This window comes from Streptomyces sp. NPDC005811, from assembly GCF_040630405.1.
Taxonomy (GTDB): Bacteria; Actinomycetota; Actinomycetes; order Streptomycetales; family Streptomycetaceae; genus Streptomyces.
In genome coordinates, this window is record NZ_JBEXXK010000023.1 from 20553 (window position 1) to 41518 (window position 20966).

Consider the following 20966-nt stretch of genomic DNA (forward strand, 5'->3'; position numbering starts at 1 on the left):
TCCAGTCCTGTGAAGCCCTGTGAGAAGGTGTGCCATGCCCCTGAGCCATCCCCGTCGGTCGGCCCTCTCCGAGCAGGTCATCGCCGAGCTGCGCCACCAGATCACCTCGGGTGAGTGGCCGGTCGGCTCGCGGATCCCCACCGAGCCCGAGCTGGTCGAGCAGCTGGGCGTCGCCCGCAACACGGTCCGTGAGGCCGTCCGCGCCCTCGCGCACAACGGGCTGCTGGCCATCCGGCAGGGGTCGGGGACGTATGTCGTGGCGACGAGCGAGCTGGCGGGCGTGATGCACCGGCGGTTCGCGGACGCCGACCCCCGGCACATCGCCGAGCTGCGCTCCAACCTGGAGTCGGGGGCGGCGCGGCTCGCGGCCGAGCGGCGCACGGAGAAGGACCTCAAGCAGCTGGACGCGTTGCTGCTGCGGCGCGAGGAGGCCTGGGAGTCGGGCGACGCGGAGGCCTTCGTGGCGGCCGACGCGACCTTCCACCTGGCGGTGGTGGCCGCCTCCCACAACGACGTCATGACCGCGCTCCACGCCGACCTGGGCGAGGTGCTGCGGGACTGGCTGCGCGGGGACGTCGGCGACGAGCTGACGCCGGAGACGTACATGGACCACACGCGGCTGGTGGACGCGATCCGCGCGGGCGACGCGGAGACGGCCGCGGCGCAGGCGGCCGGCTATCCGCTGTCCTGCCGTCCGGGGCGGACCACCGGGTCCGGCGCGGGCTGAGGGCCCGGGCCGAGCGGCGCCCGGCTCACACCTTCTCGTGGGTGACCCAGGCCCGGTCGACCTCCATCCAGCAGCGCCCGGTGAGCCGTACGGTCAGGGCGGGGCCGGTGTCGACGGGGGTGCCGTCGGTGTCGAGGTCCCACCAGCGCGCGCACTCGATGTGCAGCGTGACACGGTCGATGTCGGCGTAGGGGTTGTGGCAGTGGGCGACGACATGGGAGCCGTCGACGGCGATGCGGCACTCCGCGCCGAAGGGGTCGGGATACTCGTGGGGCAGCGCCTCATGGGGCGTGCCGAGCACGAGCGCGACGGCGGCGGTCACTGGGGCGAGAGCACGGAACAGACGCACAAGGGAACCTCCTCGGCAGAGCTGGGGAGGGCTGCGCGGAGGTGGACGCGCACTTCATCGTGCCTGTTCGCGGGCGTGCCCCGCCCGGCCTGGTAGGCCGGACGGGTGACACCGAAGGGGTGGCGTCAGGCGCCGATGGCGTGCAGACCGCCGTCGACGTGGATGATCTCGCCGGTGGTCTTCGGGAACCAGTCGCTGAGCAGGGCGACGACGCCCTTGCCGGCCGGCTCCGGGTCCTTCAGGTCCCACTCCAGCGGGGAGCGGGTGTCCCACACCGCGGCCAGGTCACTGAAGCCCGGAATGGACTTGGCGGCCATGGAGCCCAGCGGGCCCGCGGAGATCAGGTTGCAGCGGATGTTCTGCTTGCCCAGGTCACGCGCGATGTAGCGGCTGGTGGCCTCCAGGGCGGCCTTGGCGGGGCCCATCCAGTCGTACTGCGGCCAGGCGTACTGCGCGTCGAAGGTGAGACCGACGACCGCGCCGCCGTTCTGCATGAGCGGCAGGCAGGCCATGGTCAGCGACTTCAGCGAGTACGCCGAGACGTGCATGGCCGTGGCGACCGACTCGAACGGCGTGTTGAGGAAGTTGCCGCCGAGCGCGTCCTGCGGCGCGAAGCCGATGGAGTGCACGACGCCGTCGAGGCCGCCGAGCTCCTCGCCGACGACGTCGGCCAGGCGGCCCAGGTGCTCGGCGTTCGTCACGTCGAGCTCGATGACCTTGGTGGGCTTCGGCAGCTTCCTGGCGATGCGCTCGGTCAGCGTCGGCCGCGGGAACGCGGTCAGGATGATCTCGGCACCCTGCTCCTGGGCCAGCTTGGCGGCGTGGAACGCGATGGAGGACTCCATCAGCACACCGGAGATCAGGACGCGCTTGCCCTCGAGAATTCCGCTCATGGTGATCAGTGACCCATTCCCAGTCCGCCGTCAACGGGGATGACGGCTCCAGTGATGTACGAGGCGTCGTCCGAGGCGAGGAACCGCACCGTCGCGGCGATCTCCTCCGGCTGCGCGTACCGGCCGAGCGGGACCTGCGAGACGATGCCCGCGCGCTGCTCGTCGGTGAGCACCTTGGTCATGTCGGTGTCGACGAAGCCGGGCGCGACGACGTTGAACGTGATGTTGCGCGACCCCAGCTCACGGGCGAGGGAGCGCGCGAAGCCGACGAGGCCGGCCTTGGACGCGGCGTAGTTGGCCTGACCGGGCGAGCCGTAGAGCCCCACGACCGACGAGATGAGGACGACCCGGCCCTTCTTGGCGCGCAGCATGCCGCGGTTGGCCCGCTTGACGACGCGGAAGGTGCCGGTGAGGTTGGTGTCGACGACCGAGGTGAAGTCCTCCTCGGACATGCGCATCAGGAGCTGGTCCTTGGTGACGCCGGCGTTGGCGATCAGGACCTCGACGGGGCCGTGCTCGGCCTCGATCTCCTTGTAGGCCTGCTCCACCTGCTCGGCGTCGGTGATGTCGCACTTGACGGCCAGGCAGCCCAGTTCGACGAGCGCCTGCGGCGGTTCGCCCGAGCGGTATGTGATCGCGACCTTGTCGCCGGCGTCGGCGAACGCGCGGGCGATGGCGAGGCCGATGCCCCGGTTTCCTCCGGTGACGAGAACCGAGCGGCTCAACGGATCACCCTTTCGATAGGGGTCTGACACACCTGCCCGGGACCTGGACGGCAGGCGGCTTCCCTCGAAACCTATCGGTCCGGCCACGCCCGCGGACATTCGGGCACCGACAGTGGGGCACGGGGCTGACTGTGGGGTCCCTACAGAAACTTTGCGGCGGGCGCTCCGAAAGGTGTGGTCCGACGGCCGCCCGGCGCGACATGATCGGGGCCACACGCGCGACGACACACGCGACGACACCAGGGAGATACGTAGGTGCCTCATACCATCGACGAAAGCTTCACGGCCCTACCCCTACGCGCCCTCGCCGACGCCGCTCTCGCACGTGCGCGTGCGCTCGGGGCGGAGCACGCGGACTTCCGGTTCGAGCGGGTGCGCAGCGCGTCGTGGCGGCTGCGGGACGCCAAGCCGTCCGGGTCGTCGGACACCACCGACCTGGGGTACGCGGTGCGGGTGGTGCACGGCGGTACGTGGGGGTTCGCGTCCGGCGTGGATCTGACGATGGACGCGGCCGCCCGGGTGGCCTCGCAGGCCGTGGCGATGGCCAAGCTGTCCGCGCAGGTCATCAAGGCCGCCGGGTCCGATGAGAGGGTGGAGCTGGCCGACGAGCCCGTGCACACCGACCGGACGTGGATCTCGTCGTACGCGATCGATCCGTTCACCGTGCCGGACGAGCAGAAGACCGCGCTCCTGGCCGACTGGAGCAACCGGCTGCTGGCGGCCGACGGCGTCAACCATGTCGACGCCTCGCTGCTCACCGTCCACGAGAACAAGTTCTACGCGGACACGGCGGGGACGGTGACCACCCAGCAGCGGGTGCGGCTGCACCCGTCGCTGACGGCGGTCTCGGTCGACGAGTCCAGCGGCGAGTTCGACTCGATGCGGACGCTCGCGCCGCCGGTCGGCCGGGGCTGGGAGTACCTCACCGGGACCGGCTGGGACTGGGACGGCGAGCTGGAGCGGATGCCGGAGCTGCTCGCCGAGAAGATGCGGGCGCCCAGCGTGGACGCCGGGCTGTACGACCTGGTCGTCGACCCGTCCAACCTGTGGCTGACCATCCACGAGTCCATCGGGCACGCCACCGAGCTGGACCGGGCGCTCGGCTACGAGGCCGCGTACGCCGGCACCTCCTTCGCCACCTTCGACCGGCTCGGCAAGCTGCGCTACGGCTCCGACCTGATGAACGTCACCGGTGACCGCACCGCCGAGCACGGCCTCGCGACGGTCGGCTACGACGACGAGGGCGTGGAGGGCCAGTCCTGGGACCTGGTGAAGGACGGCACGCTCGTCGGGTACCAGCTGGACCGGCGGATCGCGAAGCTGACCGGCCTGGGCCGCTCCAACGGGTGCGCCTTCGCCGACTCCCCCGGGCACGTCCCGGTGCAGCGGATGGCGAACGTGTCGCTGCGGCCGGATCCGGCGGGGATGTCGACCGAGGACCTGATCGGGAGCGTCGACCGCGGGATCTACGTCGTCGGGGACCGGTCGTGGTCCATCGACATGCAGCGGTACAACTTCCAGTTCACCGGCCAGCGGTTCTTCAGGATCGAGAACGGGCGGATCACCGGGCAGCTGCGGGACGTGGCCTACCAGGCGACGACCACCGACTTCTGGGGGTCCATGGCAGCGGTGGGCGGTCCGCAGACCTATGTCCTCGGCGGCGCGTTCAACTGCGGCAAGGCCCAGCCCGGACAGGTCGCGGCGGTGTCGCACGGCTGCCCGTCGGCCCTGTTCAAGGGCGTCAACATTCTGAACACCACACAGGAGGCCGGTCGATGAGCGCCCGTACCAACAAGCCGCACGAGGTCGTCGAGCGCGCCCTCGCGCTGTCGCGGGCCGACGGGTGTGTGGTGATCGCCGACGAGCAGTCGACGGCGAATCTGCGCTGGGCCGGCAACGCGCTGACGACGAACGGCGTCACGCGCTCGCGCACGCTCACCGTGATCGCGACGGTCGACGGCAAGGAGGGCACCGCCTCCGGGGTCGTCTCGCGGGCCGCCGTGACCGCGGACGAGCTGGAGCCGCTGGTACGGGCCGCCGAGGCCGCCGCGCGCGGTGCCGGGGCCGCCGAGGACGCGCAGCCGCTGGTCACCGGTGACGTGGTGGCCCCGGAGTTCACCGAGGCGCCCGCGGAGACCTCGTCCGCGGTGTTCGCCGACTTCGCGCCCGCGCTGGGCGAGGCCTTCGCACGCGCGCGTGCGGGCGGCCGTGAGCTGTACGGCTTCGCCAACCACGAGCTGGTGTCGTCGTACCTGGGCACGTCCACGGGGCTGCGGCTGCGGCACGACCAGCCGAACGGCACGCTGGAGCTCAACGCCAAGTCCCCGGACCGTACGCGCTCGGCCTGGGCGGGGCACTCCACGCGGGACTTCAAGGACGTCGACCCGGCGGCGCTCGACGCCGAGCTGGCCGTACGTCTCGGCTGGGCCGAGCGGCGGATCGCGCTGCCGGCGGGGCGGTACGAGACGCTGCTGCCGCCGACCGCCGTCGCGGACCTGCTGATCTACCAGATGTGGTCGGCGTCGGGCCGGGACGCGGCCGAGGGCCGGACGGTGTTCTCCAAGCCCGGCGGCGGTACCCGGCTCGGCGAGAAGCTGTCCGAGCTGCCGCTGACGCTGCGCAGCGACCCGAACGAGCCGGGCCTGGAGTCGGCGCCCTTCGTCCTCGCCCACTCCTCCGGGGGCGACTCGTCGGTGTTCGACAACGGGCTGCCGCTGGCCGCCACCGAGTGGGTCGGCGAGGGGGTGCTGAAGAACCTGATCACCAGCCGGCACAGCGCCGGCCTGACCGGGCTGCCGGTCGCGCCCGCGATCGACAACCTGATCCTCGACGGCGGCGCGGACCGCTCCCTGGAGGAGATGGTCGCGAGCACCACGCGCGGGCTGCTGCTGACCTGTCTGTGGTACATCCGCGAGGTCGACCCGGCGACCCTGCTGCTGACCGGTCTGACCCGGGACGGCGTGTACCTCGTCGAGAACGGCGAGGTCGTGGGCGAGGTGAACAACTTCCGCTTCAACGAGTCGCCGGTCGGTCTGCTGGGCCGGGCCGTGGAGGCCGGGCGCACGGAAAAGACGCTGCCCCGGGAGTGGAGCGACTGGTTCACCAGGGCCGCGATGCCCGCGCTGCGGGTGCCGGACTTCAATATGAGCTCTGTCAGTCAGGGCGTATAACCTCGTACTGACCACGAGCCCACCACAAGGAGATACGAGAACCGTGACGGACATCGTCGACGAGCTGAAGTGGCGGGGCCTGTTCGCCCTGTCCACCGACGAGGACGCCTTGCGCAAGGCGCTCGCGGACGGCCCCGTCACGTTCTATTGCGGCTTCGACCCGACCGCGCCGTCGTTGCACGTGGGGCACCTGGTGCAGGTGCTCACCGTGCGTCGGCTCCAGCAGGCCGGTCACCGGCCGCTGGCGCTGGTCGGCGGGGCCACGGGGCTGATCGGCGACCCGCGCCCGACGGCGGAGCGCACGCTGAACGACCCGGAGACGGTCGCCGGCTGGGTCGGCAAGCTGCGTTCCCAGATCGAGCCGTTCCTGTCCTTCGAGGGTGAGAACGCGGCCGTGATGGTCAACAACCTCGACTGGACCGCGGGGCTGTCCGCGATCGAGTTCCTGCGGGACATCGGCAAGCACTTCCGCGTCAACAAGATGCTGACGAAGGACTCCGTGGCCCGGCGCCTGGAGTCCGACCAGGGCATCAGCTACACCGAGTTCAGCTACCAGATCCTCCAGGGCATGGACTTCCTCCAGCTCTACCGGCGTCACGGCTGCACGCTCCAGCAGGGCGGCAGCGACCAGTGGGGCAACCTCACGGCCGGTCTGGATCTGATCCACCGGCTGGAGCCGCAGGCCGACGTCCACGCGCTGGCGACGCCGCTGATGACCAAGGCGGACGGCACCAAGTTCGGCAAGACCGAGGGCGGCGCGGTCTGGCTCGACCCCGAGATGACGACGCCGTACGCGTTCTACCAGTTCTGGCTGAACGTGGACGACCGGGACATCTCCGGCTACCTGCGGATCCTGTCCTTCAAGTCCCGTGCGGAGCTGGAGGAGCTGGAGCGGGATACCGCGGAGCGGCCGCAGGCGCGGGCCGCCCAGCGGGCGCTGGCGGAGGAGCTGACCACGCTGGTGCACGGCGCCGACCAGACGGCCGCGGTGATCGCCGCGAGCCGGGCGCTGTTCGGGCAGGGCGAGCTGGGCGACCTCGACGAGCGGACGCTGACCGCCGCGCTCTCCGAGGTGCCGCACATCCGGGTCGCCGAGCCGGGTCCGGTCGTGGACCTGTTCGCGGAGGTCGGGCTGGTGGCCAGCAAGTCGGCCGCGCGCCGGACCGTGAAGGAGGGCGGGGCCTACGTGAACAACGTGAAGGTCACGGCCGAGGACGCGGTGCCCGCGACGGAGGAGCTCCTGCACGGGCGGTGGCTGGTGCTGCGGCGGGGGAAGAAGAGTCTGGCCGCCGTCGAGGTGACGGGAGCGTAGGGCGCCGCCCGGTGCGGGTGCGTTGCGGGTGCCGGTTCGCTGTGGCCTGTCGCGCAGTTCCCCGCGCCCCTGAAGGGGCAGCCCCTGTGGGGCGCCCCTTCAGGCCCGCTGTTTCCTCTTGCCCAGGGTCGCCACGTACGCCCGGTCCCCCAGGGCCACCACCACGACCGCTGCCACCAGCTGGAAGAGGTGGCGCCACCAGTCGATGCCGGCGGTCTCCTCGACGCCGAAGCCGCGGGCGATCGCGTTGCCGATGACCGCGCCGATGATGCCGAAGATGGTGGTCAGCCAGAGCGGGCTGTGCTGCTTGCCCGGGAGGATCGCCTTGGCGATCAGACCGAGTACGAATCCCACGATGATCGCCCACAACCAGCCCATGGCTGCCTCCTCGTACGGCTCGACGTGAGCATTGCCCACAGTCTTGTTCCATGACCCGTACGGCGCATGTCGGGTGCGGCCGTACGCGGTACGGCGCAGGAGGTTCGCCGGGGCGGGAGGCGACCCGGTCTCGAAGGCGGCGCAGCCGCGGCGTAACGTGGAGTGCCGGGGAGTGTTCGATGTGGGTGGACGGTGGAATGCGATGCGGAAGCAGGGTGGCGGCGGAAAAGCCCAGGTGTTCCGGATCACCGGGGCCCGGCAGGGCCTCCAGGAGGATGTGCGCGGCCGGCAGCGGCGGTACGTGATCTCGATGACCGTCCGTACGGTGGCGGTGATCCTCGCGGCGACCCTCTGGAACGTGGAGCGTCATGTGGCCCTCGTGGCCCTGGTGTTGGGGGCGGTCCTGCCGTACATCGCGGTGGTGATCGCCAATGCGGGGCGGGAGAACGCGCCGGGTCTGCCCTCCACGTTCGTCACCGCGCAGGTGCCGCCCATGATCACGCCGCCCCCGGCGGATGGCTCCGGGACGGAATCGGTTCCGGAGGACCGGGCTGAGCGGCGGCCATGACGGGCCTGTGCGACAAGCTCAGGAAAAGCTCAGATCAATCATGCTGTTCCAGTGCCCTGCGAAGGGTCGGCCGTGACATACTTCGTACGCGCTCCGCATCCCCCGTCGGAGCGACGGACCGACGCCGGGCAGCTCCCCCCGTGGCTGCTCGGCGTCGCCTTTTGTGTGGGTATCTGTGGGACGGAACGACGCAACTGTGACTGACGAGACGCCTGTCTGTTCCGCCAAGGGGTGCCGGGTCGCCGCGGTGTGGGTGCTGGCGTGGAACAACCCGAAGATCCATACGCCGGAGCGGCGGAAGACGTGGCTGGCGTGCGAGGAGCACCGGGAGCATCTGTCGCAGTTCCTCGGTGTCCGGGGGTTCCTGAAGGACGTGGTCCTGCTGGAGGACTGGGAGCCGCAGGACGCCTGAGGTTCTCGGCTGCGGGCCGGTGGGGGCTGGTCGCGCAGTTCCCCGCGCCCCTCTCGGGGCGCTGCCCTAGCCCCCGATCGCCGACATCGGGCGGTCCGGCTGGACGAACGACGGGTCGTCCAGGCCCGCGCCCGCCTTCTTGCCCCACATCGCGAGGCGCCAGCGGCGGGCTATCTCCTCGTCGGGGGCGCCGGAGCGCAGGGCCTCGCGCAGGTCGGTCTCCTCGCGGGCGAAGAGACAGGTACGGATCTGGCCGTCGGCGGTGAGACGGGTGCGGTCGCAGGCCGCGCAGAACGGGCGGGTGACGGAGGCGATGACGCCGACGCGCTGGGGGCCGCCGTCGACCAGCCAGCGTTCGGCGGGGGCGGCGCCGCGCTCGTCCTGGCCCTCGGGGGTGAGGTCGAAGCGGGTGCGGAGCGAGGCGAGGATGTCCCCGGCGGTGACCATGTCGTCGCGCTTCCAGCCGTGCTGGGCGTCCAGGGGCATCTGCTCGATGAAGCGCAGTTCGTAGTCGTGCTCCAGGGCCCAGGCCAGGAGGTCGGGGGCCTCGTCGTCGTTGAGGCCGGGCATGAGGACGGTGTTGACCTTGACCGGGGTGAGGCCGGCGTCGTGGGCGGCGCGGAGGCCGTCGAGGACGTCCCGGTGGCGGTCGCGGCGGGTGAGGGTCTTGAAGACGTCCGGGCGGAGCGTGTCCAGGGAGACGTTGACCCGGTCCAGACCGGCCGCCTCGAGCGCGGTCGCGGTGCGCCCCAGACCGATGCCGTTCGTCGTCAGGGACATCCGGGGGCGCGGGGTCAGGGCCGCGACGCGTTCGACGATGCCGACCAGGCCGGGGCGCAGCAGCGGCTCGCCGCCGGTGAAGCGGACCTCCTCGATACCGAGCGAGGAGACCGCGATGTCGATCAGGCGGACGATCTCGTCGTCCGTGAGGAGGTCGGGCTTGGCCAGCCACTGCAGGCCCTCCTCGGGCATGCAGTACGTACAGCGCAGGTTGCAGCGGTCGGTCAGCGAGACTCTCAGGTCGGTGGCCACCCGGCCGTAGGTGTCGATGAGCACGTGGGCCCCCTCCCCGTTGCGGATCGTGTTTCTTCTGTCGTCACCTGCGAGCCTACGTGACGCCACTGACAGCGGAAGAGGCCGATCCAGGACTGGGACGCGGCCGCGTCGTGGCGATCCACGACGCGGCCGCGCTCCCGGAGGGGATCAGTGGGCTCCGGTGCCCGTCAGGGAGCGGACCTCCAGTTCGGCGTACTTGCCGTGGTCGGGCTCCTCCTTCGACAGGAGGGTGCCGAGGATGCCGAGGAGGAAGCCGACGGGGATGGAGATGATGCCGGGGTTCTCCAGCGGGAACCAGTGGAAGTCGGCGTCCGGGAACATCGAGGTGGGCTTGCCGGAGACGACCGGGGAGAACAGCACCAGGCCGACCGCGGTGACCAGGCCGCCGTAGATCGACCAGAGGGCCCCGGAGGTGGTGAACCGCTTCCAGAAGAGGCTGTAGAGGATGGTGGGGAGGTTGGCGGAGGCGGCGACCGCGAAGGCGAGGGCGACCAGGCCGGCGACGTTCAGGTCGCGGGCCAGGGCGCCCAGGAGGATGGAGACCGCGCCGATGCCGACCGTGGCGTAGCGGGCCGCGTTGATCTCCTGCTTCTCGGAGGCCTGGCCCCTCTTGATGACGTTGGCGTAGATGTCGTGCGCGAAGGAGGAGGACGAGGCCAGGGTCAGGCCGGCGACGACCGCGAGAATGGTGGCGAAGGCGACCGCCGAGATGGTGGCGAGCAGGATCGCGCCCCAGTTGGAGTCGACGCCGCCCAGGTGGAGGGCGAGGAGCGGTGCGGCCGTGTTGCCGGCCTTGTTCGACGCGACGATCTCGTCCGGCTTGATCAGCGCGGCGGCGCCGAAGCCGAGGGCGAGGGTCATCAGGTAGAAGGAGCCGATCAGGCCGATGGCCCAGATGACCGACTTACGGGCGGCCTTCGCGGTGGGGACCGTGTAGAAGCGGATCAGGATGTGCGGCAGACCGGCGGTGCCGAGGACCAGGGCGATGCCGAGGGAGATGAAGTCCAGCTTGGTGGTGCCGGTGGCGCCGTACTTCAGGCCTGGCTCCAGGAAGGCGGCGCCCTTGCCGCTGTTGTCGGCGGCCGAGCCCAGCAGGTCGGAGACGTTGAAGTCGAACTTCAGCAGGACCAGGAAGGTCAGCAGCAGGGCGCCGGCGATCAGCAGGACCGCCTTGACCATCTGGACCCAGGTGGTGCCCTTCATGCCGCCGATGGTGACGTAGACGATCATCAGTACGCCGACCAGGGCGACGATGCCGATCTTGCCGCCGTCGCTGGTGATGCCGAGGAGCAGGGAGACCAGGACGCCGGCGCCCGCCATCTGGGCGAGCAGGTAGAAGATCGAGACGACGATCGTGGAGGTGCCGGCGGCGGTGCGGACCGGGCGCTGGCGCATGCGGTAGGCGAGGACGTCGCCCATCGTGTAGCGGCCGGAGTTGCGCAGCGGCTCGGCGACCAGGAGGAGGGCGACGAGCCAGGCGACGAGGAAGCCGATGGAGTAGAGGAAGCCGTCGTAGCCGAAGAGGGCGATGGCGCCGGCGATGCCGAGGAAGGACGCGGCGGACATGTAGTCGCCGGAGACGGCGAGTCCGTTCTGGAATCCGGTGAACTGGCGTCCGCCCGCGTAGAAGTCGGCCGCGTCCTTGGTCTGACGGCCCGCCCAGACCGTGATGACGAGGGTCGCCGCGACGAAGACCGCGAACAGGGTGATGATCAGCGGCCGGTGCTCGCTCGCCTCGCCCGCGGCGAGCAGGGCGGTGTGCTGGGCGGTGTGCTGTGCGGGGCTCATGCGCCGCCCTCCATCCGGGACTTGATGGCGTCGGCCTTGGGGTCGAGCTTGGCGGCGGCGGTGCGCGCGTACCACCAGGCGATGAGGAACGTGGTGAGGAACTGGGCGAGTCCCAGGACCAGGGCCACGTTGATGTTGCCGAAGAGCTTGGTGCCCATGAAGTCGCCCGCGTAGTTGGAGAGCAGGACGTACAGCAGGTACCAGGTGATGAAGCCGACGGTCAGCGGGAAGGCGAACCCGCGGTAGGAGCCGCGCAGTTCACCGAACTCCGCGCTCTCCTGCACCGCGACGAACTCCTCGGTGGAGGGGAGTTGGGCTTGGGTCTTCGAGGGGGGCGGTGTCTCGGTGGCCACGGAGTCTCCTCGCTTGCGGACGGTGGGTCGGGCGGGGGCTCGATCGTGCACGGGCTCCCTGTCCAAGGGCACGGCGGCACGCTAGGGCGGGTTCAACCCGATCGGGTTCTTTCGTAAGTCGTCGCCTTGATCGCCCTAGGGGCGTTGCTGGGCGGTGAGTCGGGGAGATAGCTTCGGCGCAGCACCACCCGTCATGTACCTGCCCAGGCACGACCCGTGTCCGGGCCGGACTCGTTTCCGGATGATGTGGAGACCCCATGGCTCATCTGCCTTCCAGACGCCGCCTCGCTCTCGCGGTGCCCGTCGTGCTGTCGTTGACGGCCGCCGTCGGCTTCCTGCCGACGACCGCCGGCGCGGCGCCCGCCACGGCTTCGGCCGCGGTGTCGACCGCCGAGGCGGCCGAGGCCGGGACGTTGGCGTATGTCGTCAACACGAAGGTGGACCACCGCACGATCGCGTCGGTGAAGAAGGCGATCGCCGCGGCCGGCGGCACCCTGGTGGCGTCGTACGACAGGATCGGTGTGCTCGTCGTGCACTCGGCGAACCCCGACTTCGGGCCGCGGATCCGCGCGGTGCGCGGGGTGCAGTCGGCGGGTGCGACGCGCACCGCCCCGCTGAGCGCGGCCGGGACCACCGACGAGGGGGCCGCGCAGGTCCTGTCGAAGGCGGAGGCCGCGAAGATCGAGAAGGCGTCCGACGCGGCCGGCCAGAGCGAGCCGCTCGAGGCCGACCAGTGGGATCTGCGCGCGATCGGCGCCGACAAGGCGGCCACGGTCAACCCGGGCAGCAGGAAGGTCACGGTCGCCGTGATCGACACCGGCGTCGACGACACCCACCCGGACCTCGCGCCGAACTTCTCGGCGTCCCAGTCGGCCAACTGCGTGGGCGGTGTCGCGGACACCAGCGAGGGCGCCTGGCGGCCGTACACCGCGGACGACTACCACGGCACGCATGTCGCCGGTGAGATAGCCGCGGCCCGCAACGGCATCGGCGTGGCGGGTGTCGCTCCCGGCGTGAAGGTCGCCGGCATCAAGGTGAGCGACCCGAAGGACGGCCTCTTCTACCCGGAGAACGTCGTCTGCGCGTTCGTGTTCGCCGCCGACCACGGCGTGGAGATCACGAACAACAGCTACTACGTGGACCCGTGGCTGTACAACTGCATGGACGACCCCGACCAGCGGGCCATTGTGGACGCGGTCAACAGGGCTCAGCTGTACGCCCAGAAGAAGGGCACGCTCAATGTGGCCTCGGCGGGCAACTCCAACCACGACCTGGACGCCGACGCGCTGGAGGACTCGTCCAGCCCGGACGACTCCACGCCGGTGACGCGGACGGTCGACCCGCACGAGTGCTTCGACGTGCCGACCCAGCTGCCGGGTGTGGTCACGGTCAGCGCCACGGGCGTCAAGGGCACCAAGTCGTACTACTCCAGCTACGGTCTGGGCGCCGTCGACGTGGCCGCTCCGGGCGGCGACAAGTACCAGATCCCGGAGACGCCGTCGGCCAACGGCCGCATCCTGTCGACGCTGCCGAACAACACGTACGGCTTCCTCCAGGGCACGTCGATGGCGTCCCCGCACGTGGCCGGCGTGGCCGCGCTGCTGAAGTCGACGCACCCGTTCGCGTCCCCGGCCCAGCTGCAGGCGCTGCTCAAGGCGCAGGCGGACAACCCGGGCTGCCCGGCCGAGCCGTACGACGGCAACGGTGACGGCGTGGTGGACGCGACCTGCGTGGGCGGCAAGCGCGTGAACGGCTTCTTCGGGTACGGCGTGGTGAACGCGCTGCGGGCCGTCAAGTAGCCCATACGTGTAGCCATACATGTAGCCATACACGGCACCCATATATTGATTGAGTCAATACTGTAAATCAATACTGCACAATACAGTCATGACATCAATCAATGACGTGTGGTCGGAGCTGGGCGGCGATCCCGTCCAGCTCGCACGCGTGTCGACGGTCGTACGCGACGGCGCGCCGGCGTCGCGGCTGCCCGTGCGGGAGCTGGCGCGGGCCTGTGTGGGCGCGTGTGCGCTGGCCGGGGCGGAGCTGGGGGCGCTGCGGGCGGGGCTCGCGCGGGTGCCCGGGGTGCGGGTGGACGACGGGGCGGTGGCGACCGCGTTCACCAGTGAGCGGCTGCTGCTGGTCGACGGGCGGGCACCGGAGCTGTTCGCGCCGCTGTCGCGGTTCTGGCGGACGGCGGACGGATGGGTGCGCACGCACGCCAACTATCCGCACCACCGCGAGCGGCTGCTCATCGCGCTGGACGTGCCGGACGACCCGGCCGCCGTGGAGGCCGCGATGGCCGGGCGGTCCGCGCAGGACGTCGAGGACGCGGTGTACGCGGCCGGGGGTCTCGCGGTCGCGCTGCGCACGCCCGAGGAGTGGGCGGCGCACGCGCAGGCGGCCGAGGTCGCCGCGCGCCCGCTCGTCGAGCGTCGGCGGCTGGACGGCGCCCGCGCGCGGACGTTCCCGGATCTCGCCGGGGCTCCCCTGCTGCCCGCCGCCGGGCTGCGGGTCCTGGACCTCACCCGGGTGCTGGCCGGGCCGGTCGCCACCCGCACGCTCGCCCTGCTGGGCGCGGACGTGCTGCGCCTCGACGCGCCCGGACTGCCGGAACTCCCCGACCAGCACGCCGACACCGGGTTCGGGAAGCGCTCCGCTTTGCTGGACCTGGCCGCGGACCGGCGCCGCTTCGAGGAGCTGCTCGCGGACGCGGACGTCGTCGTCACGGGGTACCGGCCGGGCGCCCTCGACCGGTTCGGCCTCTCGCCCGAGGCGCTGGCCGGGCGGCGGCCCGGGCTGGTGGTGGCGCAGGTGTCGGCGTGGGGTGCGTACGGGCCGTGGCGGGACCGGCGGGGGTTCGACAGCCTCGTCCAGGTGGCCACCGGCATCGCGGCCGTCGAGGGGTCGGGCGGGCGGCCCGGTGCGCTGCCGGCGCAGGCCCTCGACCACGGTACGGGCTATCTGCTGGCGGCGGGCGTGCTGCGGGCGCTGACCGAGCAGGCGTACGACGGCGGGAGCCGGCTCGTGCGGGTGGCGCTGGCGCGGAGCGCTGCGCTGCTCATGCGGGGGGCCGGGAGTGAAAGTGAGGTCGGGGAGGCCGGTCCCCGGGCCGAGGGGTGGCTCGGGGAGACGGACAGTGCGGTGGGGCGGCTGCGGTATGCGAGGTCGCCGGTGGCCTTCGAGGGCGGCCCGAGCGACTGGACGCGGCCGCCGGGCCGTTGGGGAAGCGATGCGGTGGGGTGGGTCTGAGCGCCTCTGAGAGTGCCGCGCTGTGCCGTCCTGCGTCGGATGCGCCATCGTGGCTTGTCGCGCAGTTCCCCGCGCCCCTTCTCGGCGCACCCTCTGTTCAGTTGGTGACCAGGACCTTCAGTGCCGTGCGTTCGTCCATCGCCCGGTAGCCGTCCGGTACCGACTCGATGTCCACCGTGAGGTCGAAGACGGGGGACGGGTCGATCGTGCCGTCGAGGACGTCGGGCAGGAGGTCGGGGATGTAGGCGCGGACCGGGGCGACGCCGCCGCGCAGGGTGAGGTTGCGGTCGAACATGACGCCCAGGTCGAGTCCGGTGCCGCTGCCGTGCGGGACGCCGACATAGCCGATGGCGCCGCCGTCGCGGGTGATGCCGACCGCCGTACGCATGGACTGTTCCGTGCCGACGGCCTCGACGACGGCGTGGGCGCCCTGGCCGCCGGTGAGTTCACGGACGGCGGCGACCGCCTCGTCCCCGCGCGCGGCGACGACGTCCGTGGCGCCGAAACGGCGCGCGATGTCCGTGCGGACCTGGTGGCGGCCGAGCGCGATGATCCGCTCGGCGCCGAGCCGCCGGGCGGCGAGGACCGCGCACAGTCCGACCGCGCCGTCCCCGACGACCGCGACGGTGGCGCCGGGACGGGCGCCCGCGCCGAGGGCGGCGTGGTGGCCGGTGCCCAGCACGTCGGAGAGGGTGAGCAGCGCGGAGAGCAGGTGCCCGTCGGAGGCGGCCTCCTTCGGCAGCCGGACGAGGGTGCCGTCGGCGAAGGGCACGCGGACGGCCTCGCCCTGGCCGCCGTCGTAGCCGACGGAGCCCCAGAAGCCCCCGTGCTCGCAGGAGGTGGTGAGGCCCTCGCGGCAGTAGGCGCACACGCCGTCGGACCACATGAACGGCGCGACGACCAGGTCACCGGCGCGGACCGTGCCCACCTCTGAGCCTGCCTCCTCGACCACGCCGAGGAACTCGTGCCCGATCCGCTGCCCCGGCTGCCGGGCCGCCTCGCCGCGGTACGCCCACAGGTCGCTGCCGCAGATACAGGCGCGCAGCACGCGTACGACGGCGTCGGTGGGCAGCTGCACCACCGGGTCGGGCACGTCCTCCACCCGCATGTCGTAGGGGGCGTGGATGGTGGTGGCGCGCATGGCGAGGGTCCTTCTCGTGCGGGTGCGTGAGTGCGCTCAGGGGGTGGTCGAGCGCACTTCACGGTACGCCGTCCGCGGCGCCGCGCGTTCCCGTGGGGCGCCCCGGACCAGCAGGAACTGTGCGGCGGCGTACGTCAGCATGATCCACAGGTCGGGGCGCGGGGGCTGCGGCCAGTCGGCGACGCCGGTGGCGATGAGGGTGTCGGAGAGCAGGAAGAGCACCCCGCCGGCGCCGGCGAGGGGGCCGAGGCGGGCGGCGGCGGTGTACGCCATGGCGGTGAGGAGGGTGCTGTAGCCGGCCACGGGGACGCGCAGGTCCGGTGGGAGACCGGGCCACAGCAGGGTGAGGGTGGCGATGAGGACGGCGGCGTAGGCGGGGGCGAGGAGGCCGGCACGCGCGCGGGGGCGGCCGTACCGCGTGAAGAGCACGAGGTAGCAGATGTGCCCGGCCGCGAAGCTCGCCATGCCGGCGAGGAAGGCGGGGTCGGCGTCGGACAGCAGGAGGACGTCGCCGCCCCAGCCGAACAGCAGGGCGGCGAGGAGCGGGCGTGGGGCGCCCCGCACGGCCGCCCAGAGGGCGAGGAGGGGCATGAGGAGCGGCTTGGCGACGAGGTGCCCCGGGTGCCAGCCGACCGCGAGGGAACCGAGGTCGACGGCGGTGGCGAGGAGGAAGGCGGCCAGGAAGGGGCGGGAGTGGAGGCGGCTGAGGTGGAGGCGGCCGGGGGTCACGCGGGGCTGCTCTCCTCGACCGGCGCGGCCTGGCCGGCGACGGGTCGGGCCGGTTGCCATCCCGGCCCCCCGAACACCCGCCCCGCGCGCTCGCGCCAGCTGCTCGCCGTCTTGATGTCCTTGACGATCGCCGCGTACTCATGGGTGGCGACCTTGATCGGGTTGAACGTGTTGATGTTCTTCGTCAACCCGTAGACGGGCCGCTCCACCTCCGGGACGTAGGAGCCGAAGAGCCGGTCCCACACGATGAGGATGCCGCCGAAGTTGCGGTCCAGATAGCCGCCCTGGGAGGCGTGGTGGACGCGGTGGTGTGAGGGGGTGTTGAACACGGCCTCGAACCACCGGGGCATCCTGTCGATGCGCTCGGTGTGGATCCAGAACTGGTAGACGAGGTTGGCGGAGGAGCAGAACGCGAGCGCGGCGGGGTGGACGCCGAGGGCGATGAGCGGGACGTAGAACGGCCAGACGGTGAGGGTCGTCCAGGGCTGGCGCAGCGCCGTCGTGAGGTTGAACTTCTTGCTGGAGTGGTGGACGACATGACAGGCCCACAGGATGCGGACGACATGGTGGCCGCGGTGGGACCAGTAGTAGAAGAAGTCCTGCGCGAGCAGCATCAGCGGGACGGTCCACCACAGGACGGGCACGCGCAGCGGGGTCAGTTCGTGGATCGCCGTGTAGAGGGCGACGATGGGGATCTTCCAGAAGAAGTCGAAGACCAGGCTCCCGAGCCCCATGCCGACGCTCGTCGCGGCGTCCCTCGCCTCGTATCCGGCGGCCTCCTCGTCGGGGTGGATGCGGACACTGATCATCTCGACCACGGTGAGCAGCACGAAGGCGGGTATCGACCACAGCACGACATCGGGCAGGTTCGGCATGTGGGCACCGTAGAACCGCAGGTCGGCCGGGGCTAGACGTTGTTACCCACAAGTATTTGCGGGGGTATGCGCTTGCTTGTTGGCGATCTCCGCCAAGAGCCGGGCGGGTGCTGCCTACGATGCGACGGGCGAACGGACGGGGCGGCGGACGGGGAGGCCGGGGGATGCAGGGGCTCGAGGTCGTGGTGGTGCGGCTGGCGTCGACGGTGGCCTCGACGGTCGCCCGGTCGGTGCTGAAGCCGGGTCCGGGCGCGGGACTGGTACCGGATCCGGTGCGTCCGCTGCCGAGGCCCGCGGGTCCGGAGAAACTGGCCCGGGTCCTCGGCGGGCGGATCGCCGACGGCCACCCGGGGCTGCCGGAGCACGAGCGGCTGGCGGCGGTCGCGGCGGTGCAGGACACGTTCGCGGCGGCCGCCCAGCTCGACGCGGAACGCCTGTTCGCCGCGGATCTCGACCCGGAGCGCCTGGCCGACGGACTGCGCCGCCCCGTCCCGGACCTCGCCGAAGGCGCCCAGCGCCTGTACGCCGAGCTGCTGGGGCTGTGCTGCGCGCATGTCGTCGAACAGCTCACCGCGCAGCCGTCGTTCGCGGCGCGGGCGGCGGTGGAGCAGACCCGGCGCACGGGCGCGCTGCTGCGGGAGCGGACCACCGTGCGGCACGGTACCGACGGGCGCTTCGAGCAGCGGTACGCGGACTTCGTCGCCGCGACCCACTCCCGGCTGGAGCTGTTCGGGGTCACCCTGGGCGGTCGGCGCCGCGCGGAATGGCCGCTGGACACGGCGTATCTGAGCCTGACGGTGAGCGGGCCACGGCACCACGCCTCCTCGGGCGAGGGGCTGCCCGGCGGCGCGCCCGTGCCGGTGCGGGTGGAGCAGGCGCTCGCGGAGCACCGCAGGCTGCTGCTGCGGGGCCCGGCCGGGTCGGGGAAGTCGACCCTGATGCAGTGGCTGGCGCTGAACGCGGCCCGCCGCACCTTCGGTCCGGAGCTCGCGGACTGGAACCTGTGCGTGCCGTTCGTCCTGCGGCTGCGCTCCTTCACGGGACCGGACGGGCTGCCGCTCCCCGAGGACTTCCTGCCGGCGTCGGGCGTACCGCTGCGGGCACCGGCCGGATGGGCCGAGGAACTCCTCGCCGGCGGCCGGGCGCTGGTCCTCGTGGACGGGGTCGACGAGGTGCCTGCGCGTCTGCGCGACCGTACGGAGAACTGGCTGACGTCACTGATCACGGCCTTCCCGCAGGCCCGTTACGTCGTGACGACCCGCCCCTCGGCGGTACCGGAGGACTGGCTGGCGCACCGGCGCTTCACCGCGTACTCCCTGCTGCCCATGGAACGCGACGACATCGGGGCGTTCGTCCGGCACTGGCACGACGCGGCGCGGCTGGAGTGCGGCCCGGGCGGCGAGCGGGAGGCGCTGGACCGGTACGAGGCGCATCTGGGCCGGGCGGTGGCGACCCGCCGTGACCTCGGGCGGCTGGCGACCAATCCCCTGATGTGCGCCCTGCTGTGCGCGCTGAACCGGGACCGGCGCATGCAACTGCCCCGGGCCCGCAAGGAGTTGTACGACGCCGCGCTCGACATGCTGCTGGTGCGGCGGGACACCGAGCGGGAGATCGCCTCGGTGGAGGGCGTGGTCCTCTCCCGCGACGAACAGACGGCCCTGCTCCAGCGCCTCGCGTACTGGCTCATCCGCAACGGCCAGGTGGAGGCCTCCCGGGACGAGGTCGTCGCCCTGCTCGACGAATGGCTGGCGGCGATGCCGCAGGTGCGGGAGCAGGGGGACGCCGAACAGGTCTTCGCCCACCTCCTGATCCGCAGCGGGCTGCTGCGCGAACCGGTCCCGGGATACGTCGACTTCGTCCACCGCACCTTCCAGGACTACCTGGGCGCGAAGGCCGCGGTCGAGGCACGCGACTTCGGGGTGCTGGTGCGCAACGCCCACGACGACCAGTGGGACGACGTGGTCCGCATGGCCGTGGGGCACGCGCGCGTGGAGGAACGGGGGCGGCTGTTACGGCAGTTGCTGCGCCGCGCGGACAAGGTGCGGCGGCACCGGGAACGGCTGGTGCTGCTGGCGGCGGCGAGCCTGGAGCACGCACCGGAGCTGGATCCGGCGGTGCGGGGGGAAGTGGAGGCGCGGACGGGGGAGTTGATGCCGCCGCGGACGCAGAGGCAGGCGGAGTCCCTGGCGAGGGTCGGGGAGCTGGTGGTGGAGCTGCTGCCGGGGCCGGAGGGGTTGACGGCGTGGGAGGCGGCGGCGGTGATCCGTACGGCGGGACAGATCGGGGGCGTTGCCGCGCTGGGAGTCGTGGCACGTTTCCGGGCCGATGGGCGGTGGCAGGTGCGGTCCGCGCTCGACTTGGCCTGGCAGCGCTTCGACGTCGTCGAGTACTTCGAGACGGTCCTCGAAGGCACGGTGGCGGCCGGACAGGCGCTCAATCTGCGCGATCCGCAGTCTGTGGCGCTGCTCCCCCGTCTGCCGCAGCTCACCGAGGTGAGCCTGATCGGAGATCACGGCATCCCTGACGTGGTCCTGCGCCACTCGGGGTTGGAGTTCCTCGCACTGTCCCGCAACGACCTGGTCGACGACCTCTCTCCGCTGAGGGGACTGCCTCACCTGAGGCAGCTCTCGCTCGACCACTGCCGGAACGTCTCCGATCTGGCTCCGCTCTCCGGCCTCCCGCTGACCCATGTGTATCTGTACGGCTTCCCCGCGGGATTCTCCCTCGCACCCCTGGCGGACCTGCCCGAACTCCAGCACGTGGTCTTCGACTTCGCGGCGGCCGAGACCCGTCTCGACGCACTGCCCTTCGCGTCCCGGCTGACCGGCTTCGGCTGTTTCCTCCAGGCCTGTGTCACTGAGTTGACCGGCCTCGAAGCCCTGACCTCCCTGGAGTGGCTCACCGTCAACGAGGAACACCAGTGGCGGGCCTTCCTCACCGCGGGGGCTTTCTCTCCGCTGAAGAAGCTCCAGATCCTGGACGTACCCGATGTCGACGCCGCCGGGTTGGTGCCTCACCAAGGCCTGAACGAGCTCTATATCGGCAAGGCCCAGCGAATCGACCACCTCGCCGCGCTGACCGAGCTGCCCGCCCTCAAGCTCGTCGAGATATCCCGCTGCGGCCCCCTGGACCTCACACCCCTCGCTCCCCTCCAGCACCTGACCATCAATCTCTACGACTGCCCCCAGATCCTCGGCGCCGACCTCTTCCCCCCGGACCGTCTGCACATCGACTAACC

The 20966-nt window shown here is 71.5% G+C and carries 19 protein-coding genes; 9 read left to right on the plus strand and 10 right to left on the minus strand.

Annotated features, from left to right (window positions below; all coding sequences use genetic code 11):
* Positions 1-34 precede the first annotated feature (34 nt).
* A complete protein-coding gene (locus tag ABZ490_RS24490) occupies positions 35-727 on the plus strand; it encodes a FadR/GntR family transcriptional regulator (RefSeq protein ID WP_358993559.1) in 693 nt (230 codons plus the stop codon).
* Between the two features lie 25 nt (positions 728-752).
* Here ABZ490_RS24490 and ABZ490_RS24495 read toward each other — a convergent pair whose 3' ends face one another.
* From ABZ490_RS24495 to fabG, 3 genes are all read right to left on the minus strand, one after another.
* Complete coding sequence (locus tag ABZ490_RS24495) at positions 753-1076, minus strand: hypothetical protein (protein WP_358993562.1); 324 nt, start codon at positions 1074-1076, stop codon at positions 753-755.
* 125 nt (positions 1077-1201) lie between these two features.
* On the minus strand, positions 1202-1969 hold the full coding sequence (gene fabI / locus ABZ490_RS24500; RefSeq protein WP_358993565.1) for an enoyl-ACP reductase FabI: 768 nt from the start codon (positions 1967-1969) through the stop codon (positions 1202-1204).
* Positions 1970-1974: 5 nt separating this feature from the next.
* The gene (gene fabG / locus ABZ490_RS24505) at positions 1975-2694 is read right to left on the minus strand and encodes a 3-oxoacyl-[acyl-carrier-protein] reductase (RefSeq protein ID WP_358993567.1); all 720 of its coding nucleotides are present in this window, start codon (positions 2692-2694) and stop codon (positions 1975-1977) included.
* 255 nt (positions 2695-2949) lie between these two features.
* On the opposite strand from fabG, the gene ABZ490_RS24510 reads away from it, so the two are divergent.
* The 3 genes from ABZ490_RS24510 to tyrS are packed head-to-tail and all read left to right on the plus strand — an operon-like array spanning position 2950 to position 7176.
* On the plus strand, positions 2950-4473 hold the full coding sequence (locus ABZ490_RS24510; RefSeq protein WP_358993570.1) for a TldD/PmbA family protein: 1524 nt from the start codon (positions 2950-2952) through the stop codon (positions 4471-4473).
* A complete protein-coding gene (locus ABZ490_RS24515) occupies positions 4470-5864 on the plus strand; it encodes a metallopeptidase TldD-related protein (RefSeq protein ID WP_358993573.1) in 1395 nt (464 codons plus the stop codon). Before ABZ490_RS24510 ends, ABZ490_RS24515 begins: the two co-directional genes overlap by 4 nt.
* A gap of 43 nt (positions 5865-5907) precedes the next feature.
* The gene (gene tyrS / locus ABZ490_RS24520; RefSeq protein ID WP_358993576.1) at positions 5908-7176 is read left to right on the plus strand and encodes a tyrosine--tRNA ligase; all 1269 of its coding nucleotides are present in this window, start codon (positions 5908-5910) and stop codon (positions 7174-7176) included.
* Positions 7177-7275: 99 nt separating this feature from the next.
* Here tyrS and ABZ490_RS24525 read toward each other — a convergent pair whose 3' ends face one another.
* Complete coding sequence (locus tag ABZ490_RS24525; protein WP_358993919.1) at positions 7276-7554, minus strand: GlsB/YeaQ/YmgE family stress response membrane protein; 279 nt, start codon at positions 7552-7554, stop codon at positions 7276-7278.
* 202 nt (positions 7555-7756) lie between these two features.
* Here ABZ490_RS24525 and ABZ490_RS24530 point away from each other — a divergent pair, with 202 nt between their 5' ends.
* Both ABZ490_RS24530 and ABZ490_RS24535 read left to right on the plus strand, forming a co-directional pair.
* A complete protein-coding gene (locus ABZ490_RS24530) occupies positions 7757-8122 on the plus strand; it encodes a DUF3099 domain-containing protein (protein ID WP_358993579.1) in 366 nt (121 codons plus the stop codon).
* Positions 8123-8318: 196 nt separating this feature from the next.
* On the plus strand, positions 8319-8534 hold the full coding sequence (locus ABZ490_RS24535; protein WP_358993582.1) for a hypothetical protein: 216 nt from the start codon (positions 8319-8321) through the stop codon (positions 8532-8534).
* Between the two features lie 66 nt (positions 8535-8600).
* Here ABZ490_RS24535 and moaA read toward each other — a convergent pair whose 3' ends face one another.
* From moaA to ABZ490_RS24550, 3 genes are all read right to left on the minus strand, one after another.
* On the minus strand, positions 8601-9590 hold the full coding sequence (moaA, locus tag ABZ490_RS24540; RefSeq protein ID WP_358993586.1) for a GTP 3',8-cyclase MoaA: 990 nt from the start codon (positions 9588-9590) through the stop codon (positions 8601-8603).
* A 147-nt stretch (positions 9591-9737) separates the two neighbouring features.
* Positions 9738-11378: a cation acetate symporter gene (locus ABZ490_RS24545; protein WP_358993588.1), complete on the minus strand. Its 1641-nt coding sequence runs from the start codon at positions 11376-11378 to the stop codon at positions 9738-9740.
* Entirely contained in the window at positions 11375-11731 is a 357-nt protein-coding gene (locus ABZ490_RS24550; protein WP_358993591.1) for a DUF485 domain-containing protein, read from the minus strand. The genes ABZ490_RS24545 and ABZ490_RS24550 overlap by 4 nt, the downstream gene beginning before the upstream one ends.
* Before the next feature lie 257 nt (positions 11732-11988).
* Between ABZ490_RS24550 and ABZ490_RS24555 the strand changes: the two genes are divergently transcribed.
* Both ABZ490_RS24555 and ABZ490_RS24560 read left to right on the plus strand, forming a co-directional pair.
* Entirely contained in the window at positions 11989-13530 is a 1542-nt protein-coding gene (locus tag ABZ490_RS24555; protein WP_358993594.1) for a S8 family serine peptidase, read from the plus strand.
* A gap of 88 nt (positions 13531-13618) precedes the next feature.
* A complete protein-coding gene (locus tag ABZ490_RS24560; RefSeq protein ID WP_358993597.1) occupies positions 13619-14983 on the plus strand; it encodes a CoA transferase in 1365 nt (454 codons plus the stop codon).
* A 97-nt stretch (positions 14984-15080) separates the two neighbouring features.
* Here ABZ490_RS24560 and ABZ490_RS24565 read toward each other — a convergent pair whose 3' ends face one another.
* The 3 genes from ABZ490_RS24565 to ABZ490_RS24575 are packed head-to-tail and all read right to left on the minus strand — an operon-like array spanning position 15081 to position 17728.
* Positions 15081-16124 carry a zinc-dependent alcohol dehydrogenase family protein gene (locus tag ABZ490_RS24565; RefSeq protein WP_358993599.1) on the minus strand — a complete coding sequence of 348 codons (1044 nt, stop codon included), beginning with the start codon at positions 16122-16124 and terminating at the stop codon, positions 15081-15083.
* Positions 16125-16160: 36 nt separating this feature from the next.
* Complete coding sequence (locus tag ABZ490_RS24570) at positions 16161-16805, minus strand: lysoplasmalogenase (protein ID WP_358993922.1); 645 nt, start codon at positions 16803-16805, stop codon at positions 16161-16163.
* A 44-nt stretch (positions 16806-16849) separates the two neighbouring features.
* Positions 16850-17728, minus strand: coding sequence for a sterol desaturase family protein (locus tag ABZ490_RS24575; protein WP_358993602.1), 879 nt, complete (start codon positions 17726-17728; stop codon positions 16850-16852).
* A gap of 164 nt (positions 17729-17892) precedes the next feature.
* On the opposite strand from ABZ490_RS24575, the gene ABZ490_RS24580 reads away from it, so the two are divergent.
* Entirely contained in the window at positions 17893-20964 is a 3072-nt protein-coding gene (locus tag ABZ490_RS24580) for an NACHT domain-containing protein (protein WP_358993605.1), read from the plus strand.
* The last annotated feature ends 2 nt before the right edge of the window (positions 20965-20966 follow it).